Source organism: Falsiroseomonas oleicola (genome assembly GCF_019029495.1).
GTDB classification, from domain to species: domain Bacteria; phylum Pseudomonadota; class Alphaproteobacteria; order Acetobacterales; family Acetobacteraceae; genus Falsiroseomonas; species Falsiroseomonas oleicola.
Genome location: NZ_JAERQM010000007.1, coordinates 86363 through 105374 on the forward strand (window position 1 = coordinate 86363; position 19012 = coordinate 105374).

20 protein-coding genes and 1 tRNA gene are annotated in these 19012 nt (G+C 69.6%); 11 read left to right on the forward strand and 10 right to left on the reverse strand.

What is annotated here, in order from left to right; genetic code table 11:
- Positions 1-26 precede the first annotated feature (26 nt).
- Genes JJQ90_RS21080 through tsaE form a run of 3 tightly spaced genes read right to left on the reverse strand, consistent with a single transcriptional unit; the run spans position 27 to position 2196 of the window.
- Positions 27-755, reverse strand: a complete 729-nt coding sequence (locus JJQ90_RS21080) for a nucleotidyltransferase family protein (RefSeq protein WP_216878247.1) — start codon at positions 753-755, stop codon at positions 27-29.
- Entirely contained in the window at positions 752-1747 is a 996-nt protein-coding gene (locus JJQ90_RS21085; protein ID WP_216878248.1) for an aminoglycoside phosphotransferase family protein, read from the reverse strand. The genes JJQ90_RS21080 and JJQ90_RS21085 overlap by 4 nt, the downstream gene beginning before the upstream one ends.
- Positions 1744-2196 (reverse strand): tRNA (adenosine(37)-N6)-threonylcarbamoyltransferase complex ATPase subunit type 1 TsaE, encoded by a 453-nt coding sequence (gene tsaE, locus JJQ90_RS21090; protein ID WP_216878249.1) that lies wholly within the window; start codon positions 2194-2196, stop codon positions 1744-1746. Before tsaE ends, JJQ90_RS21085 begins: the two co-directional genes overlap by 4 nt.
- Positions 2197-2316: 120 nt before the next feature.
- Here tsaE and JJQ90_RS21095 point away from each other — a divergent pair, with 120 nt between their 5' ends.
- A complete protein-coding gene (locus JJQ90_RS21095) occupies positions 2317-3336 on the forward strand; it encodes an NAD(P)/FAD-dependent oxidoreductase (protein ID WP_216878250.1) in 1020 nt (339 codons plus the stop codon).
- Positions 3337-3513: 177 nt separating this feature from the next.
- Here the strand turns inward: JJQ90_RS21095 and JJQ90_RS21100 are convergent, their stop codons facing one another.
- From JJQ90_RS21100 to gloB, 4 genes are all read right to left on the reverse strand, one after another.
- Positions 3514-4128: a methyltransferase domain-containing protein gene (locus tag JJQ90_RS21100; RefSeq protein WP_216878251.1), complete on the reverse strand. Its 615-nt coding sequence runs from the start codon at positions 4126-4128 to the stop codon at positions 3514-3516.
- Positions 4125-4574: a cupin domain-containing protein gene (locus JJQ90_RS21105; protein ID WP_216878252.1), complete on the reverse strand. Its 450-nt coding sequence runs from the start codon at positions 4572-4574 to the stop codon at positions 4125-4127. Before JJQ90_RS21105 ends, JJQ90_RS21100 begins: the two co-directional genes overlap by 4 nt.
- A 3-nt stretch (positions 4575-4577) precedes the next feature.
- A complete protein-coding gene (locus tag JJQ90_RS21110) occupies positions 4578-5177 on the reverse strand; it encodes a glutathione S-transferase N-terminal domain-containing protein (RefSeq protein ID WP_216878253.1) in 600 nt (199 codons plus the stop codon).
- Positions 5178-5281: 104 nt separating this feature from the next.
- Positions 5282-6019: a hydroxyacylglutathione hydrolase gene (gene gloB / locus JJQ90_RS21115; RefSeq protein WP_216878254.1), complete on the reverse strand. Its 738-nt coding sequence runs from the start codon at positions 6017-6019 to the stop codon at positions 5282-5284.
- 86 nt (positions 6020-6105) lie between these two features.
- Between gloB and JJQ90_RS21120 the strand changes: the two genes are divergently transcribed.
- A complete protein-coding gene (locus JJQ90_RS21120) occupies positions 6106-6936 on the forward strand; it encodes a class I SAM-dependent methyltransferase (RefSeq protein WP_216878255.1) in 831 nt (276 codons plus the stop codon).
- Here JJQ90_RS21120 and JJQ90_RS21125 read toward each other — a convergent pair.
- Positions 6887-9019 (reverse strand): sodium-translocating pyrophosphatase, encoded by a 2133-nt coding sequence (locus JJQ90_RS21125; RefSeq protein WP_216878256.1) that lies wholly within the window; start codon positions 9017-9019, stop codon positions 6887-6889. The genes JJQ90_RS21120 and JJQ90_RS21125 overlap by 50 nt on opposite strands.
- Positions 9020-9233: 214 nt before the next feature.
- Positions 9234-9782: an inorganic diphosphatase gene (gene ppa, locus JJQ90_RS21130; RefSeq protein WP_216878257.1), complete on the reverse strand. Its 549-nt coding sequence runs from the start codon at positions 9780-9782 to the stop codon at positions 9234-9236.
- A 156-nt stretch (positions 9783-9938) separates the two neighbouring features.
- Between ppa and JJQ90_RS21135 the strand changes: the two genes are divergently transcribed.
- The 7 genes from JJQ90_RS21135 to JJQ90_RS21165 all read left to right on the forward strand — a co-directional run bounded on the left by JJQ90_RS21135 (position 9939) and on the right by JJQ90_RS21165 (position 15923).
- The gene (locus JJQ90_RS21135; RefSeq protein WP_216878258.1) at positions 9939-11123 is read left to right on the forward strand and encodes an E22 family MetX-like putative esterase; all 1185 of its coding nucleotides are present in this window, start codon (positions 9939-9941) and stop codon (positions 11121-11123) included.
- Positions 11124-11230: 107 nt separating this feature from the next.
- Positions 11231-12280, forward strand: a complete 1050-nt coding sequence (locus JJQ90_RS21140; RefSeq protein ID WP_216878259.1) for an ABC transporter substrate-binding protein — start codon at positions 11231-11233, stop codon at positions 12278-12280.
- Between the two features lie 10 nt (positions 12281-12290).
- On the forward strand, positions 12291-13343 hold the full coding sequence (locus JJQ90_RS21145; RefSeq protein WP_216878260.1) for an ABC transporter ATP-binding protein: 1053 nt from the start codon (positions 12291-12293) through the stop codon (positions 13341-13343).
- A 184-nt stretch (positions 13344-13527) separates the two neighbouring features.
- Positions 13528-14361, forward strand: coding sequence for an ABC transporter permease (locus tag JJQ90_RS21150; RefSeq protein WP_216878261.1), 834 nt, complete (start codon positions 13528-13530; stop codon positions 14359-14361).
- A complete protein-coding gene (locus JJQ90_RS21155) occupies positions 14358-15146 on the forward strand; it encodes an ABC transporter permease (RefSeq protein WP_216878262.1) in 789 nt (262 codons plus the stop codon). The genes JJQ90_RS21150 and JJQ90_RS21155 overlap by 4 nt, the downstream gene beginning before the upstream one ends.
- A 2-nt stretch (positions 15147-15148) precedes the next feature.
- Entirely contained in the window at positions 15149-15817 is a 669-nt protein-coding gene (locus JJQ90_RS21160) for an RraA family protein (RefSeq protein ID WP_216878263.1), read from the forward strand.
- Between the two features lie 33 nt (positions 15818-15850).
- Positions 15851-15923: transfer RNA gene (locus JJQ90_RS21165), tRNA-Ile, on the forward strand.
- Positions 15924-16074: 151 nt separating this feature from the next.
- Here the strand turns inward: JJQ90_RS21165 and JJQ90_RS21170 are convergent.
- On the reverse strand, positions 16075-16395 hold the full coding sequence (locus JJQ90_RS21170) for a hypothetical protein (protein ID WP_216878264.1): 321 nt from the start codon (positions 16393-16395) through the stop codon (positions 16075-16077).
- A gap of 319 nt (positions 16396-16714) precedes the next feature.
- On the opposite strand from JJQ90_RS21170, the gene ettA reads away from it, so the two are divergent.
- Positions 16715-18394, forward strand: coding sequence for an energy-dependent translational throttle protein EttA (gene ettA / locus JJQ90_RS21175; protein ID WP_216878265.1), 1680 nt, complete (start codon positions 16715-16717; stop codon positions 18392-18394).
- A gap of 34 nt (positions 18395-18428) precedes the next feature.
- The gene (locus JJQ90_RS21180; protein WP_216878266.1) at positions 18429-18959 is read left to right on the forward strand and encodes a GNAT family N-acetyltransferase; all 531 of its coding nucleotides are present in this window, start codon (positions 18429-18431) and stop codon (positions 18957-18959) included.
- The last annotated feature ends 53 nt before the right edge of the window (positions 18960-19012 follow it).

The following is a 19012-nucleotide window of genomic DNA, read 5'->3' on the forward strand; positions in this document are numbered from 1 at the left end:
TTCCCAGCCTAACAGCCCGGCGTCTTTCAGAACAGTGCGGTCAGCATCCCCGCCCGCAGCATCGTCTCCGCGCGTTCCAGGTCACGCGGCGTCGAAAGATGAAACCAGGCGCCGTCATGCACCAGGCCGAACAGCCGGCCGTTCTCGATGGCGCGGTCATAGAGCAGGTTCAGGCTGAAGGGGCCTTCCGGCACGTCCTGGAACAGGGCGGGCGAGAGAATCTGCACGCCGCCGAACATGTAGGGGGAAATCTCCCGCTCCTTCGGCCGGCGCATGCGGCCCATAGGGTCGATGAAGAAGTCGCCGCGCCCGGCCTCCCCATCCACCTGGGCGGTGCGCACCAGCAGCAGCAGGCCGTCCATCTCCGCCGGGTCGAAGCGCGCCGCCAGCCGGTCCAGCGCCGGCGTCGGGCCGTCCAGCCAGAAGGCGTCGCCATTGACCACGGCGAAGGGGCCTTCTCCGAGTTGCGGCAGGGCGTTCACCACGCCGCCTCCGGTTTCCAGCAGCACCTCCTCCCGCACCACCACGCGGCCGGGGGCGTCGTGGCTGTCCACGGCCGCGGCCACCTGGTCGGCGAACCAATGGGCGTTCACCACGTGATGCGCGACGCCGGCATCGCGCAGCCGGTCCAGCGCGTGGTGCAGCAGGGATTTGCCGTCCAGCTCCAGCAAGGGCTTCGGCCGGTCGTCGGTCAGCGGCCGCATCCGCGTGCCGAGGCCGGCGGCGAGCACCATGCCATGGGTCAGGGTGATCATGCCGCGTCCGTCTCCAGCCCCGCCGGATTGCGCCGCAGCGCCGGGGGAACATGCGTGTCGAGAAAATCCGCCAGCGGCGCCGCCGCCGGATGCGCCAGCGCCTGGCCGAGCAGCGCCCAGCAGCGCGGGCCGTGGCGCAGGTAATGCCGCTTGCCGTCCCGCCGCGCCAGTCGCACCCAGAGGCAGGCGACGCGCAGATGGCGCTGCGCCGCATGGGCGGCCATGGCGGCGCGGAAATCCGCCGCGTCCAGATCCGGCCGCAGGGCCAGGTAATGCGCGATGCAGGCCTCCCGCAGCGCCGGGTCCACATCCCGCCGCGCATCCTCGACCAGGGAGACCAGGTCATAGGCCGGGTGGCCCAGCGCCGCGTCCTGGAAATCCAGCAGCCCGACATCGGCGGGCGAGGCGCGATCCGGCAGCGGCATCAGGTTGGCCGGGAAATAGTCACGATGGACGAAGCCGGCGGCGGCGAAGGGCGCCAGCATGGCGTGGATCGCCTCACCGAATTGAACGCCGATGGCCTCGGTCGGCGCCTCACCCAGCGCCTCCGGCCACCACCATTCCAGGAAGGTGGCCGCGGCGGTGTCCGCCATGCGCACCGCGCCCCAGTCCGGCAGGCCGTCGGGCGGCGGCACCGCATGCAGTCGGGCGAGGGCGGCGGTGGCGGCCAGGTAGTGCGGCGCCGGATCCTCGCCGGCATCGAGCCGCTGGGCCACCGTCTCCGTCCCGAAATCCTCGATCAGGCCAAAGCCCTGATGCGGATCGGCGGCCAGCACCTCCGGCGCCGAGAGCCCGGCGGTGGCGAGGTGCACGGCGATGTGGAGGTAGGGGCCCAGATCCTCCTGCGGCGGCGGCGCCTCCATCAGCAAGGCCGGGCGCGGGCCGCCGACCAGCCGCGTGTAGCGGCGGAAGGAGGCATCGGCCGGCAGGGGCTGCCGTTCGGCCTGGACGAAGCCATGCTCCGTCAGGAATGCCACCGCTTCGGCCTTCATGCCGCCAATCCTTCAAGCCGGCCGTCCCAGCCGGTCAGTGTCGCGACACGCGAAAATTCGGTGGCGCCGGGCGCCAGGGTGATGGCCAGCGCATCCGCCGGCCGCAGCGCGCCGAGCCGGTCGGGCCATTCGATCAGGCAGATCCCCTCCCGCGCCTCCTCCCACCCCAACTCGTCCAGCCCGGCCGGGCCATCCAGCCGCCAGAGGTCGAAATGGAAGGCCGGGCCGGCGGGCAGGTCGTAGGACTGCACCAAGGTGAAGGTGGGGGAGGGCACTTCCAGCCCCGGATCGCCGCAGGCCGCGCGCAGGAAGGCACGGGCCAGCGCCGATTTGCCGGCGCCGAGCGGCCCTTCCAGCAGGATCGCATCGCCCGGCCGCGCGCGCTTCGCCAGCTTCGCCGCCAGCGCCACGGTCGCGGCCTCATCATCCAGGGGGAGGGTCAGGGTCATGCGCGGGCGCTATTTGCCTCGCCGCTGCCGCGCCGCACAAGGCGCGGCCTTGGCCCCCTGGCCTTGATCCGGCCGGCGCCATGGTCCAAGCACCCTGCCGATCTGGAAGATGAGGGCAGGATGTCGGCGGTTGTCGAGACGGATGTGGCGATCATCGGCGCGGGTCCGGTCGGGCTCTTCGCCGTGTTCGAATGCGGCATGCTGCGGATGAAAACGGTGGTGATCGATGCACTGTCCGAGATCGGCGGCCAGTGCAGCGCGCTCTATCCCGAAAAGCCGATCTTCGACATCCCCGCTTATCCGGAGATTGCCGGCGCCGACCTGATCGCGGCGCTGCACAAGCAATGCGCGCCCTTCGACCCGCTGATGATGCTCGGCCGCCGCGTCGAATCCCTGCGGCAGGCGGGTGAGAAGCTGGTGCTGACCACCAGCGAGGGCGACAGCATCACCTGCCGCGCCGTCATCCTGGCCGCCGGCGCCGGCGCCTTCGGCCCGAATCGCCCGCCGCTGGAACGCCTGCCGGAATTCGAGGCCAGCGGCGCCGTGCGCTACCTGGTCAGCAAGCGGGAGGAGTTCCGGGGCAAGCGCGTGGTCATCGCCGGCGGCGGCGATTCGGCGGTGGACTGGGCGCTGAGCCTCAAGCAGGTGGCCGCCCAGGTGACGGTGGTGCATCGCCGCGACAAGTTCCGCTGCGCGCCCGAAAGCGCCGCGCAGTTGAAGCAGGCGGCGGATCGCGGCGAGATCGAGATGGCCATCCCCTACCAGCTCCATGGCCTGGAAGGAGAGGGCGGCGTGCTGACCGGCGTGTCGCTGGCGACCCTGAAGGGGGAGGTGAAGACGGTGCCGGCGGACCATCTGCTGGCCTTCTTCGGCCTGTCGATGGAACTCGGCCCGATCGCCGATTGGGGCCTCGACCTCGACCGCAGCCACATCACGGTGGAGCCTGCGACCTGCGCCACCAATATCCCCGGCGTGCATGCCATCGGCGACATCGCCACCTATCCCGGCAAGCTCAAGCTGATCCTGCAGGGTTTTTCCGAGGCTGCGATGGCGGCGCATGCGATCCACCCCCGGGTCTTCCCGGGAGAGGCGCTGCATTTCGAGTATTCGACCAGCAAGGGCCTGCCGGTCGCAGGCTGAGCCTGCTCATGCGACCCTCAGTCGCCGGGCGCCCGCTTCGCGGGCTTGGCTCATCACGCCGAAGGCGCGCCCTTGGCGCGACGCATGAGCGGCGGCGGCCATTCGGCCGCTCAGACCGGTCGTTCGACCGGTCTGCCCTATGAGGCAGGCCCATTGTCGCGGCGCGTCTGACCCAGATCAGGCCGCGGCCGGCTTCCGCAGCAGCGCCCGCACCACCTCCGCATGGCCCTGGTGGCGCGGGCCTTCGTCCAGATGGACGGTGCCTTCCAGCAGTTCCAGCACCTCCAGCCCGCCGAAGGCCTGTTCCACGATCGCACGGGTCCAGAGCAGCTCCGGCATTTTCGGCCCGCCGCTGCGGCGGCCCTGCTGCGCGGGGGAGAAGCACTCCAGCGCCAGCAGCCCGCCCGGCGCCAGGCTGCGCAGCGCCCCGGCCGCGGCGGCGGCGCGATCCTCGGGCGGCAGGTGCAGGAAGATCCAGGCGACGAGGTCGAAACCGGCTTCGGGATAGGTCCAGGCGGCGGCATCGGCGGTGACGGTCGCCATCGCAACCCCGCGCGCCGCTGCCAGCGCGGCGGCCTTGGCGGAGGCGACCGGCGACCAGTCCAGCGAGGTCACCGCCAGCCCCTGCCCCGCCAGCCAGGCGCCGTTCCGCCCCTCCCCATCGCCCAGCGCCAGCGCCCGCATCCCCGGCCGCAGCCAGGGGGTGAGGCTTTCCAGGTAGCGGTTCGGCGCCTGCCCGAACTGGAAGTCGCCGCCGGCATAGCGCTCGTCCCAGGCGATCGAGGTGCTCATGCGCCCGGCGCCCAGCCCGGCGGCGCCAGCTCGAATCCGGCGAAGTGGAAGGCCGGGGAGACGGTGCAGGAGACCAGGCTCCAGCGATCCGCCACCGGCCAGGCCGCCTGCCACCAGCCCTTGGGCACCACGCCCATCAGCGCCGCCCCCGCGCCGATGCCGGGGCCGAGCAGGATTTCGGCATCCACCTGCCCGCCATCCCGCGACAGGGCCAGAATCAGCGGCCCGCCGCCCTGCCAGAACCAGCATTCGGCGGCATCCACCCGGTGCCAATGGCTGCGCTGCCCGGCCTCCAGCAGGAAATGGATCGCCGTGCCGGCACCGCGCCCGCCGCCCTCCGGCGCATCGCGCCAGACCTCGCGGTAGTGCCCGCCTTCCGGATGCGGGGCGAGGCCGAGCGCCGCCACCACCTCTGCTGCCGTCAGCCTGGGATCGGTCAGGTCCATGGTTCAGCCGGGCGGCGCGGTGCGGGCCAAAGCCGGCAGGCGCGAGACCTCGGCGAACCAGTCGGCCAGCCGCGGATGCCCGGCGCGCCAGGGCTCATCGGCGAAGCGGAAATCCAGGTAGCCGAGGGCGCAGGCGGTCGCGACGGCGCCGATATCCGACAGGCCCTGCGGCGGATCGGCCTCCATCGCCGCCAGGCCACGTTCCACCGCCGCCTTCTGACGGGCGACATAGGCGAGGCGGGTGTCGTCCATCGGCTTGCCGAAGCGCATCCGCCGCGCCACCGCCGCATCCATGATGCCATCCGCCAAAGCATGGCGGATCTGGGCGGCCAGCCGGGCGAGGCTGCCGGTCGGCGGGAACAGCGGCACGGCCTCCCCCACCGTATCCAGATATTCGCAGATCACCCGGCTGTCGAAGATCGGCCGGCCGTCATCGGCCACCAGCGTCGGCACCTTCGACAGCGGATTGTCCTGCAGCAGCTCGGCCGGAGAGGCATGCGGATCGGTGACGATGATCTCGATCCGCCCCTCGATGCCGCGCAGGATGGCGCAGGCCATGACCTTGCGCGCGAAGGGGCTGGCATGGGCGTGGTGCAGTTTCATGAGGCGTTTCCCGATCTGGCCGCGGCAAGGCGCCGCGGCGAAGCGCGTGTGCGCCGCAGCATCGCAGGCATCCGTGCCGGGGGGAAATGAAAGCTTGGCGCGACCTATCCCCGGAAGTGGTTCTTCGCCTCCCGCCGCGCGGTGAATTCCGCCAGGTCGCGGGCGCGGAAATAGGGGTTGGCCGCCAGTTCCTGCGCCAGCGTCGTCGGCACGGTGGGGCGGCCCGCCGCGCGCAACGCGCCGGCGGCCTCCGCCTCCGCCCGCAGCGCCTTGTTCTCGGAGTCGATGCTCAGGGCGAATCGGGCATTCGCCTCGGTATATTCATGACCGCAGCAGAAGCGCGTCTCCGGCGGCAGCTTGGCCAGGCGGCGGAAGGACTTGTACAGCGCCTCCATGCCGCCTTCCTCCAGCGGCCGTCCGCAGCCGAGCGCGAAGACCACGTCGCCGCACAGCAGAATATGGTCGGCGGCGAAGTGGAAGGCGATATGGCCGGTGGTATGGCCGGGCAGGTGCATGACCTTCGCCTCCGCCGCGCCGAACTTCACCACGTCGCCCTCATCCACCGCCAGGTCGAGCTTCGGCAGCCTGTGCGCATCCGGCTTGCCGCCGACGATGCGCGCTTCCGGGAAGCGGGCGTGAAGCTCCGCCACGCCATTGATGTGGTCGCCGTGATGGTGGGTCAGCAGGATGAGATCGAGCTTGCCGCCCGCCGCCTCCACCGCCGCGATGGCGGGGCCGGCCTCGCCGGGGTCGCAGATGGCGACCGCGCCGGTCGGCCCGTCCTTCAGCAGCCACAGGTAATTGTCCTCGAGGCAGGCCACTGCCTCCACCTTGACCGACATGCCGAGCCCCTTCCCTGACAAGTGCTGGTCCCCAGCGGGGACAGATGCCGGTCCCAATCGGGACCGTTCCTCCCTATATCCCCGGCATGACGATCGAGGTCCATGGTTTACCGGGATTCTATGCCAGCCCGGGTGGTGCGGTGGCGGCGCGGCTGGTGCGGGACCGGCTGGCGGTGCTGTGGCCGGCGCTGCCGGGGCTCGATGTGCTCGGCATCGGCCATCCGGCGCCCTATCTCGGCCTCTGGGCGCGGGAGGCGGCGCGCTGCATCGCGATGACCCCGGCACAGGGCGCGCTGGCCCCCTGGCCGCCCCAGTCTCCGCCACCCGGCCCCGGAAGCCGCTCCGCCGCCCTGATGGCGGAGGAGGATGCGCTGCCCTTCGCCGATTCCAGCTTCGACCGCGTGCTGCTGGTGCATGGCCTGGAACAGGCGGACAATGCCCGGCGCCTGCTGCGGGAGGTCTGGCGCGTGCTGCGCGACGATGGGCGGCTGATCGTGGTGGCGCCGAACCGCGTCGGCCTCTGGGCGCAGATGGAGCGCACGCCCTTCGGCCATGGCCAGCCCTATTCCGCCGGCCAGCTTTCCCGCCTTCTGGCGCGGCACCTGTTCCGGACGGAGCGGCGGGAGGCGGCGCTGTTCCTGCCGCCCTTCGGGCTCCGCCTGTTCAGCCCGGCCGCCGGCCCCTGGGAAAGGCTGGGCCGGCAGATCTGCCCCAGGCTGGCCGGGGTCGCGATCGTGGAGGCGCAGAAGGACCTGCTCTCCGCCATGCCGGCCGGCAGCGGCTGGATGCCCCGGCGGACCATGCCGGTCGGGGGTTTCGCCATGGCCGGGGAGGACCCCGGCCATGGCCGCGATGGCGACCGGTCAGTCAGCTATGTGCCAGCACCGCCAGCAGCAGCAGGGCCACGATATTGGTGATCTTGATCATCGGGTTCACCGCCGGGCCGGAGGTGTCCTTGTAGGGATCGCCCACCGTGTCGCCGGTGACCGCGGCCTTGTGTGCCTCGGACCCCTTGCCGCCAAAATGGCCCTCCTCAATGTACTTCTTGGCATTGTCCCAGGCGCCGCCGCCGGTGGTCATGCTGACCGCGACGAAGAAGCCGGTGACGATCACGCCGAGCAGCATGGCGCCGACGGCGGAGAAGGCGGCCGCCTTGCCGCCGATGGTCAGGATCACGAAGAACACCACGATCGGCGACAGCACCGGCAGCAGGGAGGGGATGATCATCTCCCGGATCGCCGCCTTGGTCAGCATGTCCACCGCGCGGCCGTAATCGGGCTTCTCGGCGCCGGTCATGATGCCCGGATGCTCGCGGAACTGGCGGCGCACTTCCTCCACCACCGCGGTCGCCGCGCGGCCCACGGCGGTCATCGACATGCCGCCGAACAGATAGGGCAGCAGCCCGCCGAACAGCAGGCCGACCACGACATAGGGGTCCGACAGGCTGAAGTTCAGCACGCCGATTCCGGCGAAATAGGGGTAGGTTTCGGGGTTGGCGATGAAGTGGTTCAGGTCCTGGGTATAGGCCGCGAACAGCACCAGCGCGCCGAGGCCCGCGGAGCCGATGGCATAGCCCTTCGTCACCGCCTTGGTCGTGTTGCCCACCGCGTCCAGCGCGTCGGTGGAAACGCGGACCTCCGCCGGAAGCCCCGCCATCTCCGCGATGCCGCCGGCATTGTCCGTCACCGGGCCGAAGGCATCGAGCGCCACCACCATGCCGGCCAGCGCCAGCATCGTGGTGGTGGCGATGGCGATGCCATACAGCCCGGCGAGACCATAGGAGGACAGCACGCCGGCGATGATGATCAGCGCCGGCAGCGCCGTGCTTTCCATCGACACGGCCAGGCCACGGATCACATTGGTGCCATGGCCCGTCTGCGAAGCCTCCGCGATGGAGCGCACCGGGCGGAACTGGGTGCCGGTGTAGTATTCCGTCACCACCACGATGGCCGCCGTCACCGCGAGCCCCACGGCGCCACACAGGAACAGCGCGAAGGCACCAAATGTGTGCCCGCCGGCCACGATCGTGCCGGTGCCGAAGACCAGGTAGCAAAGCGGCAGCAGCACCGCGAGGGACAGCGCGCCCGTGACGATGAAGCCGCGATACATCGCATGCATGATGTTGTTGCTGGCCGGCAGTTTGACGAAATAGGTGCCGGCGATGGAGGTCACGACGCAGACGGCACCGATGGCCAGCGGGAACAGCATGCCGGCGATCCGCGCTTCCTCGGTGAAGGAGATGGCGGCCAGCACCATCGTCGCCACCATGGTCACGGCATAGGTCTCGAATAGGTCTGCCGCCATGCCGGCGCAGTCGCCGACATTGTCGCCCACATTGTCCGCGATGGTGGCCGGGTTGCGGGGGTCATCCTCCGGGATACCGGCCTCGACCTTGCCGACCATGTCGCCACCCACATCGGCGCCTTTTGTAAAAATGCCGCCGCCCAGCCGGGCAAAGATGGAGATCAGCGAGGCGCCGAAGCCCAGCGCCACCAGCGCATCGATCACCAGCCGGCTGTTCGCGGAAAACCCGCCGATCGGCACCAGGATCAGGAAATAGGTCGCGACGCCGAGCAAGGCGAGGCCGGCCACCAGCATGCCGGTGATGGCGCCCGACTTGAAGGCGAGGTCGAGCCCCGCGGCCAGCGACTGCGTCGCCGCCTGGGCGGTGCGGACATTGGCGCGGACGGAGACGTTCATGCCGATGAAGCCGGCCGCCCCCGACAGCAGTGCCCCGATCAGGAAGCCGATGGCGACCGCGAAGGCGTGGCCGCCAAAGCCGAAGGCGGCGAGGATGACGAAGAACAGCACCACGCCGACGACGGCGATGGTGATGTATTGGCGCTTCAGATAGGCGTTGGCGCCTTCCTGGATGGCCTTGGCGATTTCCTGCATGCGGGCGGTGCCGGCGTCCCGCGCCAGCACCTCCTTCGCCGTGACCACGCCATAGGCGATGGACAGCGTGCCCAGTGCGATTATCAGCAACAATGCGAGCGTCATCAAGCGACGAACTCCCCCTGCTTTTTCTTTCCTGTCCCCCGGTCCTCGGCGGGCCGGTTCCAGGCGCGGGGGGAGCCGCACGGATGCCGTCCCGCACCGCGGGCCGGGGGAAGCTTGCAGGTCAGGAGACGCGCTGTCCACGCCGCCGGTCAGGCCGGCCCAAGAAAAATCAGAAAGAAAAATCGGGCCGGGGAGGGGGGATTGGGGCCGGTTGTTACTCGGCCGGGTCCTTCTCGCCCGTCTTTTCATAGGCGGCCATGGAGGCCATGATGATGTCCGCCGCCTCATTGGCCGAGCCCCAGCCGCGAACCTTCACCCACTTGTCGGATTCGAGGTCCTTATAGGTGGCGAAGAAGTGCTCGATGGTGGCGCGGGTGATCTGCGGCAGTTCCTCGGCGCTGGTGATGCCGGAATACATCGGATGCACCTTGTCATGCGGCACGCAGATCAGCTTCTCGTCCGACCCGGCCTCATCCTCCATGTGCAGCACGCCGATGGGCCGCGCCCGGATGACGCAGCCGGGCACCACGGGGGCGGGGGTCAGCACCAGCACATCGGCCGGGTCGCCGTCATCGGCCAGCGTGCCCGGGATGAAGCCATAGGCGGCCGGATAGGCCATGGGCGTGAACAGGAAGCGGTCCACCACCACCGCGCCGCTGTCCTTGTCCAGCTCATACTTCACCTGGCTGCCCTGGGGGATTTCCACCACCACATTGATGTCATGCGGCGGCGCCTTGCCGGTGGGGATCTTGGCGAGGTTCATGGTGGGGAGGACCTTGGCTGGCAGTTGTGGCGGCGAGTTTAGCGCGCCCCGCGACGGCGGGCGAGACGGGCTGTCGGACCCTCCCGAACTGGTGCCTTGCGCCGAGGCTGGTCGCGGCCCCAGGCTCCCGCCGTTTCCTGGGAGGGATACAAAAGAATGCGCCTTCGCCTGCTGCTGGCCGCCGCTTTGGCGGCCGTGACCCTGTGCCGGGCCGTCCCCGGCCTGGCCCAGACCGACATCGTCGAGAAGCGCATCTTCGAGGCCGGGGAGCACCGGCTGCGCTCCGGCGCCACCCTGCCCGGGCTCCGCATCGGCTACCAGACGGCCGGCACGCTGAACGCGGCGGGCGACAATGCCGTGCTGGTGGCGCATTTCTTCTCCGGCAACAGCCACGCCTTCGGCCGCTACGCCGCCGACCAGCCGCCCGGCTACTGGGACGCCATCATCGGCCCGGGCAAGGCGATCGACACGGATCGCTTCTTCGTCGTCTCCTCCGACACGCTGGTGAACCTGAATGTGCGGGATGGCCGCACCGTCACCACCGGCCCGGTCTCGGTGAACCCGGCCACCGGGCGGAACTGGGGCACGGACTTCCCCGTGGTTTCCATGCGCGACTTCATCGAGGTGCAGAAGCGGCTGCTGGACAGCCTGGGCGTGAAGCGGCTGGCCCTGGTCACCGGCCCCTCCATGGGCGCGCTGCAAGCCATCGAATGGGCCGCCGCCTATCCGGAGATGATCGACCGCGTCATGCCGGTGATCGGCACCGGGGCCGTCGATCCCTGGATGCTGAACTGGCTGGATATCTGGGAGGCGCCGATCCGCCTCGACCCCAACTGGCGCAATGGCGACTACTACGCGGCAGGGCGGGAGCCGCCGCTGGCCGGGCTGGCGGCGGCGCTCAAGATCGTCAGCGTCCATGCGCAGGACCGCCCCGCCATGGCCCGTTTCGGCCGCGCGGTGCCGGAGGGCCAGGACCCCGCCCGCCGCCTGGGCGACCGGTTCGAGGCGGAGCGGGTCTTGGATGAGGCGGCGATGGCCCGCGCCCGCGCCTCGGATGCCAACCACTTCCTGTACCTGACCCGCGCCAACCAGCTTTTCCTGAACGACTACCCCAGCACGGAGGCGGCGCTGGGCCGTAGCCAGGCGCGCTGGCTGGTCATCGCCAGCCCCACCGACCGGGTCTTCATGCTGGACTACAACCGGGAGCTGCTGGCGACCCTGCAACGGGCCGGCCGGCCGGCGGAACTGCTGGAGGTGACGGGGCCGCTTGGCCATCTGAACGGCGTGGTCGGCATGGCACCGCTGGCCGACCGCATCCGCGCCTTTCTGACCGCGCCATAGGCAGACGGAAGCGCAACGACCTCAATTGGTCGTGATCGGGGTGCTTGGCAAGGGGTGGCGGTGCTTGCCATGATTGTCACCAGAACAGACCCGGGGGCTTCAAAACCATGCGCCGCACCTTGTTTGCCGCCTGCGCCAGTCTGGCCCTGGCGGCGCCCGATATCGCCGCCGCCCAGGATGGCGGGCGCATGACCCTCCAGGCCTACGCCGGCATCTTCCGCGACAACTACACCGAGACCGTGGTCGCGCCCTTCACCGCCGCGCGCGGCACGGCGGTGCAGTATCATGATGGCGGCACCAGCGCGGCGATGCTCGGCACGCTGCGCGCCCAGCGCGCCGATCCGCAGATCGACGTGGTCATCATGGATGTCACCACCGCCGCCATCGCCTGCGCCGAGGGGCTGGTGGAGAAGATCGACGCCACCACCCTGCCGGTGATCGCCGATGTGGGCGAACAGGGGCGGCAGGCGGGCGGCGAATGCGGGCCGGCCGTCACCTATGACCACCTGGTGATGGTCTATGACAGCCGCGCCGTGACGCCGGCGCCGACCAGCCTCGCCGCCATGTGGGCGCCGGAGCATCGCGGCCGCATCGCGCTGTCGGCGCCGCCGAACATCCAGGGCCTGGCGCTGACGGCCATCCTGGCGCATGCCAATGGCGGCAACTGGCGCAACCTGAACGCGGCCATGCCGCGGCTGCGGGAATTGGCCCCCAGCGTGCAGACCTTCACCCCCAATCCGGACGGCTACACCCTGATCCTGAACGACCAGGTGCGCTTCGCCACCGGCTGGAACGCCCGCGCCCAGCTCTACAGCGACCAGTCCCAGGGCCGCATAGGCGTGACGCTGCCCTCGGAGGGCACGGTGTTCCAGATCAATACCATCAACCTGGTCGCCAATTCCAAGAACCGCGCCCAGGCGCTGGCCTTCATGGCCCATGCCCTGTCGCCGGAGGCACAGGCCGCCTTCACTGAGCGCATGTTCTACGGCCCGACCAATACCCGCACCCAGGTCTCCGCCGCCGCCCTCGGCCGCACCGCCCTGGCGCCGGAGTTCCGCGAGCGTGTCATCCCGCTCGACTGGAACGAGATGGTGCGGCTGCGGGATAGCTGGAACCAGCGCTGGCGTCGTGAAGTGATCGCCGCCAGCAGCCGGTGAGTCATCACCTGTGAGCCATTTGGGGCTGGAGCGCCTGACACGGCGCTTCCCCGGCACCGCGACACCCGCGGTGGATGGGATTTCGCTCGACCTGCCGCAGGGCGCCCTGCTCGCGCTGCTCGGCCCCTCCGGCTGCGGCAAGACCACGACGCTGCGCATGATTGCGGGGCTGGAGGCGCCGGATGGCGGCCGCATCCTGGTCGCGGGGCGGGACGTGACGGCGCTGCCGCCGCACAGGCGCAATATGGGGGTGGTGTTCCAGTCCTATGCGCTGTTCCCGCATCTGACCGCGGCCCGCAATGTCGCCTTCGGATTGGAGATGCGCGGCGTGCCAAGGGCCGAGCGTGGCCCGCGCGTGGCGCGCGCGCTGGAACTGGTGGGGCTGGAGGCCCTGGCGCAGCGCAAGCCGCGCCAGCTCTCCGGCGGCCAGCAGCAGCGCGTGGCACTCGCCCGCGCTTTGGCGCCGCAGCCCGACCTGCTGCTGCTGGACGAACCGCTCTCGGCGCTCGACGCCAAGCTGCGGGAGGAGGTGCGGGATGAAATCCGCGCCGTGCAGCAGCGACTCGGCACCACCACCGTCTTCGTCACCCATGACCAGACGGAGGCCCTCGCCATGGCGGACCTCGTCGCCGTGATGAACCAGGGCCGCATCGAGCAACTGGCGACGCCGGAGGAGGTGTTCGAGCGTCCCGCCACCCGCTTCGTCGCCACCTTCGTCGGCCGCGCCGCGATCCTGGGCGCCGAGGTGGTGGGGGAGGGCATGCTGCGCGCCGGCGGCGCCACGCTGCTGGCGGCCGAAACGCCGCGCCCCGGCAAGGCCGAGATCTTCATCCGCCCGCACCACATCCGCCCATTGGCCGGGGATGTGATGGCCGAGAATGTGCTGCCGGGCCGGGTGCTGCGCCGCGTCTATACCGGCGACATCATCACCCTGGATTGCGAGACGGCGGCCGGCAATCTGCTGGCCGAGGTCGCCGGCGGTTCCCCCGGCGCCGCCCTGCAGCCGGGGCAGGAGGTGCGCCTGGGCTTTGCCGCCGCCGATCTGCGGGTGTTCCCCGCATGACCGGTCTTTGCGATATGCGGCCGGCACTGCCGGCCGAGGCCGCGACGGGTGCCCAAACACGTTGCTCTGCAACGTGCTTGGGGTCCCGGAATGCGGCCCGCCGCCTATGCGTCGCGCCGAAGGCGCGCCTTCGGCGCGATGAGCCAAGTGCCCGGAGGGCACGCCGGCGCCTGAGGTCCGCAGCATGATTGGCCTCCTGTTGTGCCTGCCGGCGGCGCTGATCCTGGGCGTGGGTTTCGTCTGGCCAGTGGTTCTGCTGGCCCGAATCAGCTTCAACCGCACCACCGACATGGGCGCGATGGAGGAGGCCTGGACCCTCGACACCTATGCCCGGATCGTCACCGACGACTTCACCTGGGACCTCGCCTGGAACACCATCACGCTCTCGGCGGGCTGCGCCGCGGCGGCGGTGGCGCTGGCCCTGCCGGTGACGCTGCTGATCCGCAACGCCCCGCCGCGCTGGCGCGGGCTGATGGCGCTGATGGCGGTGGCGCCGCTGCTGGTCTCCGGCACCGCGCGCATCGTCGGCTGGATGGCGATCCTCGGCGACCAGGGCATGGTGAACGCGCTGCTGACCGGCCTCGGCATCACCAGCGACCCGCTGCGCCTCATCAACAACCTGACCGGCGTGCGCATCGGCCTGACCGAAAGCCTGATGCCCTATTGCTGCCTGGTGCTGATCGCCGGGCTCGGCCGGCTGGATTCGCGGCTGGAGGAAGCGGCGGCGACGCTGGGTGCCACGCGCAGCCGCACCTTCCTGCGGGTAACGCTGCCACTCGCCTTCCCGGCGCTGCTGGCGGCCTTCCTGCTGGCCTTCGTGCTGGGCGTTTCCGCCTTCATCACGCCGCGGCTGATGGGCGGCGGGCGGGTCTTCGTGGTGGCCACCGAGATCTTCGACCTGGCGCTGGAGACGGTGGACTGGCCGGCGGCGGCGGCCATGGCGATGCTGCTGCTGGGCACGCTGATCGCCGCCATGGTGCTGCGCGGCGTGCTGACCGCGCGCAAGGTGGCGGGATGAGGCCCGGCTGGTTCCTGCGCGCGGCCGCCTTCTGCGGCTATGCGCTGCTGCTGGCGCCGGCCCTGCTGGTCTGCGTCATCTCCTTCTCGGCGGGAGATTTTCTCAATTTCCCGCCGCCGGGGTTCTCGCTGCGCTGGTATGTGGCGCTGCTGGACAATGCGCAGCTGATGACCGCGCTGCGCAATTCGGCGCTGCTGGCGCTCTGCGTCGCCGCGCTGGCCTTGGCGGCGGGGATGCCGGCTGCCTATGCGATCGCGCGGCTGGAATTCCCCGGCCGCACGGCGATGGCGGGCTTCCTCGCCGCGCCGCTGCTGCTGCCGACGCTGGTGCTCGGCCTCGCCTTGCTGCTGGCGCTGCAGCCGGCGCGGCTGGCGGCGACCTGGCCGGGGCTGCTGCTGGCCCATGCCATGGTCGCCGTGCCCTTCGCGGTGCGGATCATGACCACCGCCTTCGGCGCCGTGCCGAAGGATCTGGAGGAAGCCGCCTGGACGCTCGGCGCCAGCCGCTTCCGCGCGGCGCTGCGGGTGACCCTGCCGCTGGCCGCCCCCGGCGCGCTGGCGGCCGGGGCGCTGTGCTTCCTGATCTCCTTCGACGAGACGGTCATCAGCCTGTTCCTCGTCGGCCCCCGTCTGACCACCCTGCCGGTCGAGATGTTCCGCTATGCGGAAAGCCGCACCGATCCGCTGGTGGCGGCGCTGGCGATGACGCTGATCGTCGTCGCTCTTGCCATTGTCCTGCTGGTGGAGCGTCTTGTCGGCTTCACCCGCGCCGTTGGAAGGAATTGAACATGCCGCCCCGCTATGTCGTCGAACCCATGCCCGGCCAGATCAGCGCGGAGGTGGTGGCCCTGCTGGAGCAGACCGAGACCGCCACTGTCGGCCATTGGCGCCATTGGGGCTTCGTGGACCGGAAGATCCAGGGGCTGCTGCGCCGCCGGGTCGCCGGCACCGCGGTGACGGTGCAGTGCCCGGGGCCGGATTCCACCATCCTGCACCATGCGCTGGGCCTGCTGCGGCCGGGCGACATCCTTGTGGTGGACCGGCTGGGCGATGACCGCCACGCCTGCTGGGGCGGCGGCGTGACCGTGGCGGCCAAGGCGGCCGGCGCCAAGGCCGGCATCGTCGACGGCGCCTGCACGGATGTGGAGGAGGTGGAGGCGAGCGATTTCCCGCTCTGGTGCCGTGGCCTCGCGCCCATCACCACGCGCATCTACGACCTGGGCGGGCGGATGAATGTGCCGGTGTCCATCGGCGGCGTGGTGGTGATGCCGGGCGATGCCGTGCTGGCCGACGAGTCCGGCGTGCTGATCCTGCCGCCCGGCGAGGCGGAGGAAGAAGCCCGCGCCGCCATCGCCCGCCAGGAACGCGGGCTGGCGACGCAGGGGCGCGTGGCCGGGGGCGTCAAGCTCGGCGATGTCAGCGGCGCGACGGCGAAGGTGCTCGCCGGGCTTGCATGAAAGCCCGGCGCTTGCCATGCAGGCGGGGGCTCTGGGCCTGTAGCTCAATGGTTAGAGCGGGCCGCTCATAACGGCTTGGTTGGGGGTTCGAGTCCCTCCGGGCCCATTTCGCCCGCCCGCGGAGCGGCGCGCGGCACTGCCGCGCGAGGGCGAAATCCGCCGGAGGCATGAGGCACCGCGCGAAGCGCGGATCAATGTTACTTCGCGTCTTCACCACCTTGTACATGCCGAAGAGGTTTGGACGGTGATCACGCAACCTAGGTATAGCGGCACAAGATTCGAAATTCAGGGTTTTCGAAGTCCAGCTCCGGCGCGATCGTAGCAACGATTGTACCAATCCAGGCGCTGCGTTCATCGTTGCCAAGAGCGACTCCTTTCAGCAGCGGCACCCAAAGCACCACATCATCAGGCCGGAGCCGCAATCCTTTTCCGGTAGCGGTCTTGCTTGGGACGATAAAGCCGCCGTCGTCGCTTGCGACGCGTAGCACAGCGGTCTGGACGCCGTCCTTGTTGACCGCGACAGCGGTGTCAGTTCCGAACTCCTTCCGTGCATCAAGAACAAGCGCGGCGATCGCCACGCGGGGCTCTATTGACGTGTGCCCGAATTTGCACTGGTACTCTAAGTAACTATGACCGTTCTTGAATGTGAGTCTTCGGTTAGGTGCTGTAAGCTTCGGGGACTTACTCTTGAAGGGCCACATCGGATTGTTCCGCAACGTTACGAAAAAGATACGCCGACCGCGTTGGTGATAAAAGCTCAATCTCATGTGGTGGCGCGATCAGCGTGGTTGTTGGTGACAGCAGCCCGAATGAGCCTCTATCCCACCGCGGTTGGCATCCACCCCCCCGGCGCGGTAGAACCCGCCGCTTCATCCTCTGCGCTGGGATCCTCTGCTCATGCCCGCCTGGCAGTACGTCTACGTCATGAAAGACCTCACCAAGTCCTATCCGGGCGGGCGAGAGGTCTTCAAGGGCATCACCCTGTCCTTCCTGCCCGATGTGAAGATCGGCGTGCTCGGCCCGAACGGCGCCGGCAAGTCCACGCTGATGAAGATCATGGCCGGCCAGGACAAGGAGTTCGGCGGCGAGGCCTGGGCCGCGGAAGGCGCCAAGGTCGGCTACCTGCCGCAGGAGCCGCACCTGGATGAGACCAAGACGGTCGGCGAGAACGTCATGGAAGCCTTCGCCGACCTCACCGGCCAATTGAAGCGCTTCAACGAAATCTCCGACAAATTCGCCGAGGAGATGACGGAGGAGCAGATGAACGATCTGCTCGCCGAGCAGGCCGAGCTGCAGGAAAAGATCGAGGCCGCCGAAGGCTGGGAACTGGACCGGCGCATCGAGATCGCGCTCGACGCGTTGCGCTGCCCGCCCTTCGACAGCCCCGTTGCGCATCTTTCGGGCGGTGAACGCCGCCGCGTGGCGCTGTGCAAGCTGCTGCTGGAAAAGCCGGACCTGCTGCTGCTGGACGAGCCGACCAACCACCTGGACGCGGAATCCGTCGCCTGGCTGGAACAGACGCTGAAGGACTACAAGGGCGCCGTCCTGATCGTCACCCACGACCGCTACTTCCTGGACAACGTCACCAACTGGATCCTGGAAGTCGATCGCGGCCGGGGCTTCCCCTACCAGGGCAACTACTCCGCCTATCTCGACCAGAAGCGGAAGCGCCTGCAGCAGGAGGAGCGCGAGGAAAGCGCCCGGCAGCGGCAACTCGCCAAGGAACAGGAATGGATGGGCCGCAGCCCCGCGGCACGCCAGGCCAAGTCCAAGGCGCGTATCGCCTCCTATGAGGAAATGCTGGCGAAGAGCCAGGAGAAGGCCAGCGGCGATACCGAGATCGTCATCCCGCCCGCGCCCCGCCTCGGCAATATTGTCATCCAGGCGGAGGATCTGCGGAAGGGCTACGGCAACCGCCTGCTGATCGAGGACCTGACCTTCAAGCTGCCCCCCGGCGGCATCGTCGGCATCATCGGCCCGAACGGCGCCGGCAAGTCCACGCTGTTCAAGATGATCACCGGCGTCGAGACGCCCGATGGCGGCAGCCTCGTCGTCGGCGACACGGTGAAGCTCGGCTATGTCGACCAGTCCCGCGACAGCCTGGATGACACGCGCACCGTCTGGCAGGAAATCTCCGACGGGATGGACCAGATCACCATCGGCAAGCGCACCATCCCCTCCCGCGCCTACGTCGCCGCCTTCAACTTCAAGGGCGCCGACCAGCAGAAGCGCGTCGGCGTGCTCTCGGGCGGTGAGCGGAACCGGGTGCATCTCGCCAAGATGCTGAAGCGCGAACACAACGTGCTGCTGTTGGACGAGCCGACCAACGACCTCGACATCGACACGCTGCGCGCCCTGGAAGACGCGCTGGAGGAATTCGCCGGCTGCGCCGTGGTCATCAGCCACGACCGCTGGTTCCTCGACCGCCTCGCCACCCACATCCTCGCCTTCGAGGGCGACAGCCACGTCGAGTGGTTCGAGGGGAACTTCGAAGCCTACGAAGCGGATAAGCGACGTCGACTCGGCGCCGCGGCAGACCAGCCGCACCGCATCAAATACCGGCCGTTGGCCCGGTAGGGCCACATGGTCCTCAAGTTGGCCCGGTAGGGATTTGGTCGTCCCGCGTCTGGCGGAAGGCAACGGCATCACCACGCCACGCCTTTCGCTGCGCCCGGTCGCGCCGGAAAACCTGCCGGACCTCATCGCCCTCAAAAGCGACGAAGCCGCCTTCGGCCTCATGCTCCACGGCACCCGCACCCCCGAACGGGCGCGGGAGGAGCTGGAGGACGACATGGAATTCTGGCTGGTGCGCGGCTACGGCACCTGGGCCGTCTACGACCGCGCGACCGGCGACTTCCTCGGCATCACCGGCCTCATGGAACGGCCGGACGGCCGCGGCATCGCGCTGCGCTTCGCCCTATGGCCCCACTGCCGCGGCAAAGGCTACGCCCGCGAAGCCGCCCGCGCCGCCCTGGCCTTCGGCTTCAAACGCGGCCTGCCCCGCATCATCGCCATCGCCTGGGACCAGAACACCGCCTCCCGCCAAGTCCTCACCGACATCGGCATGACCCCCCACGACACCTTCACCCACCGCAGCCGCCACATGCTGGTGTTCGAAGCACTGGCACCGGGGGTGGGGTAGGGCAGCGCTGGTTGTTCGCAGGAGGGGCGCTGCCCCTCCCGCACCCTCCCTGC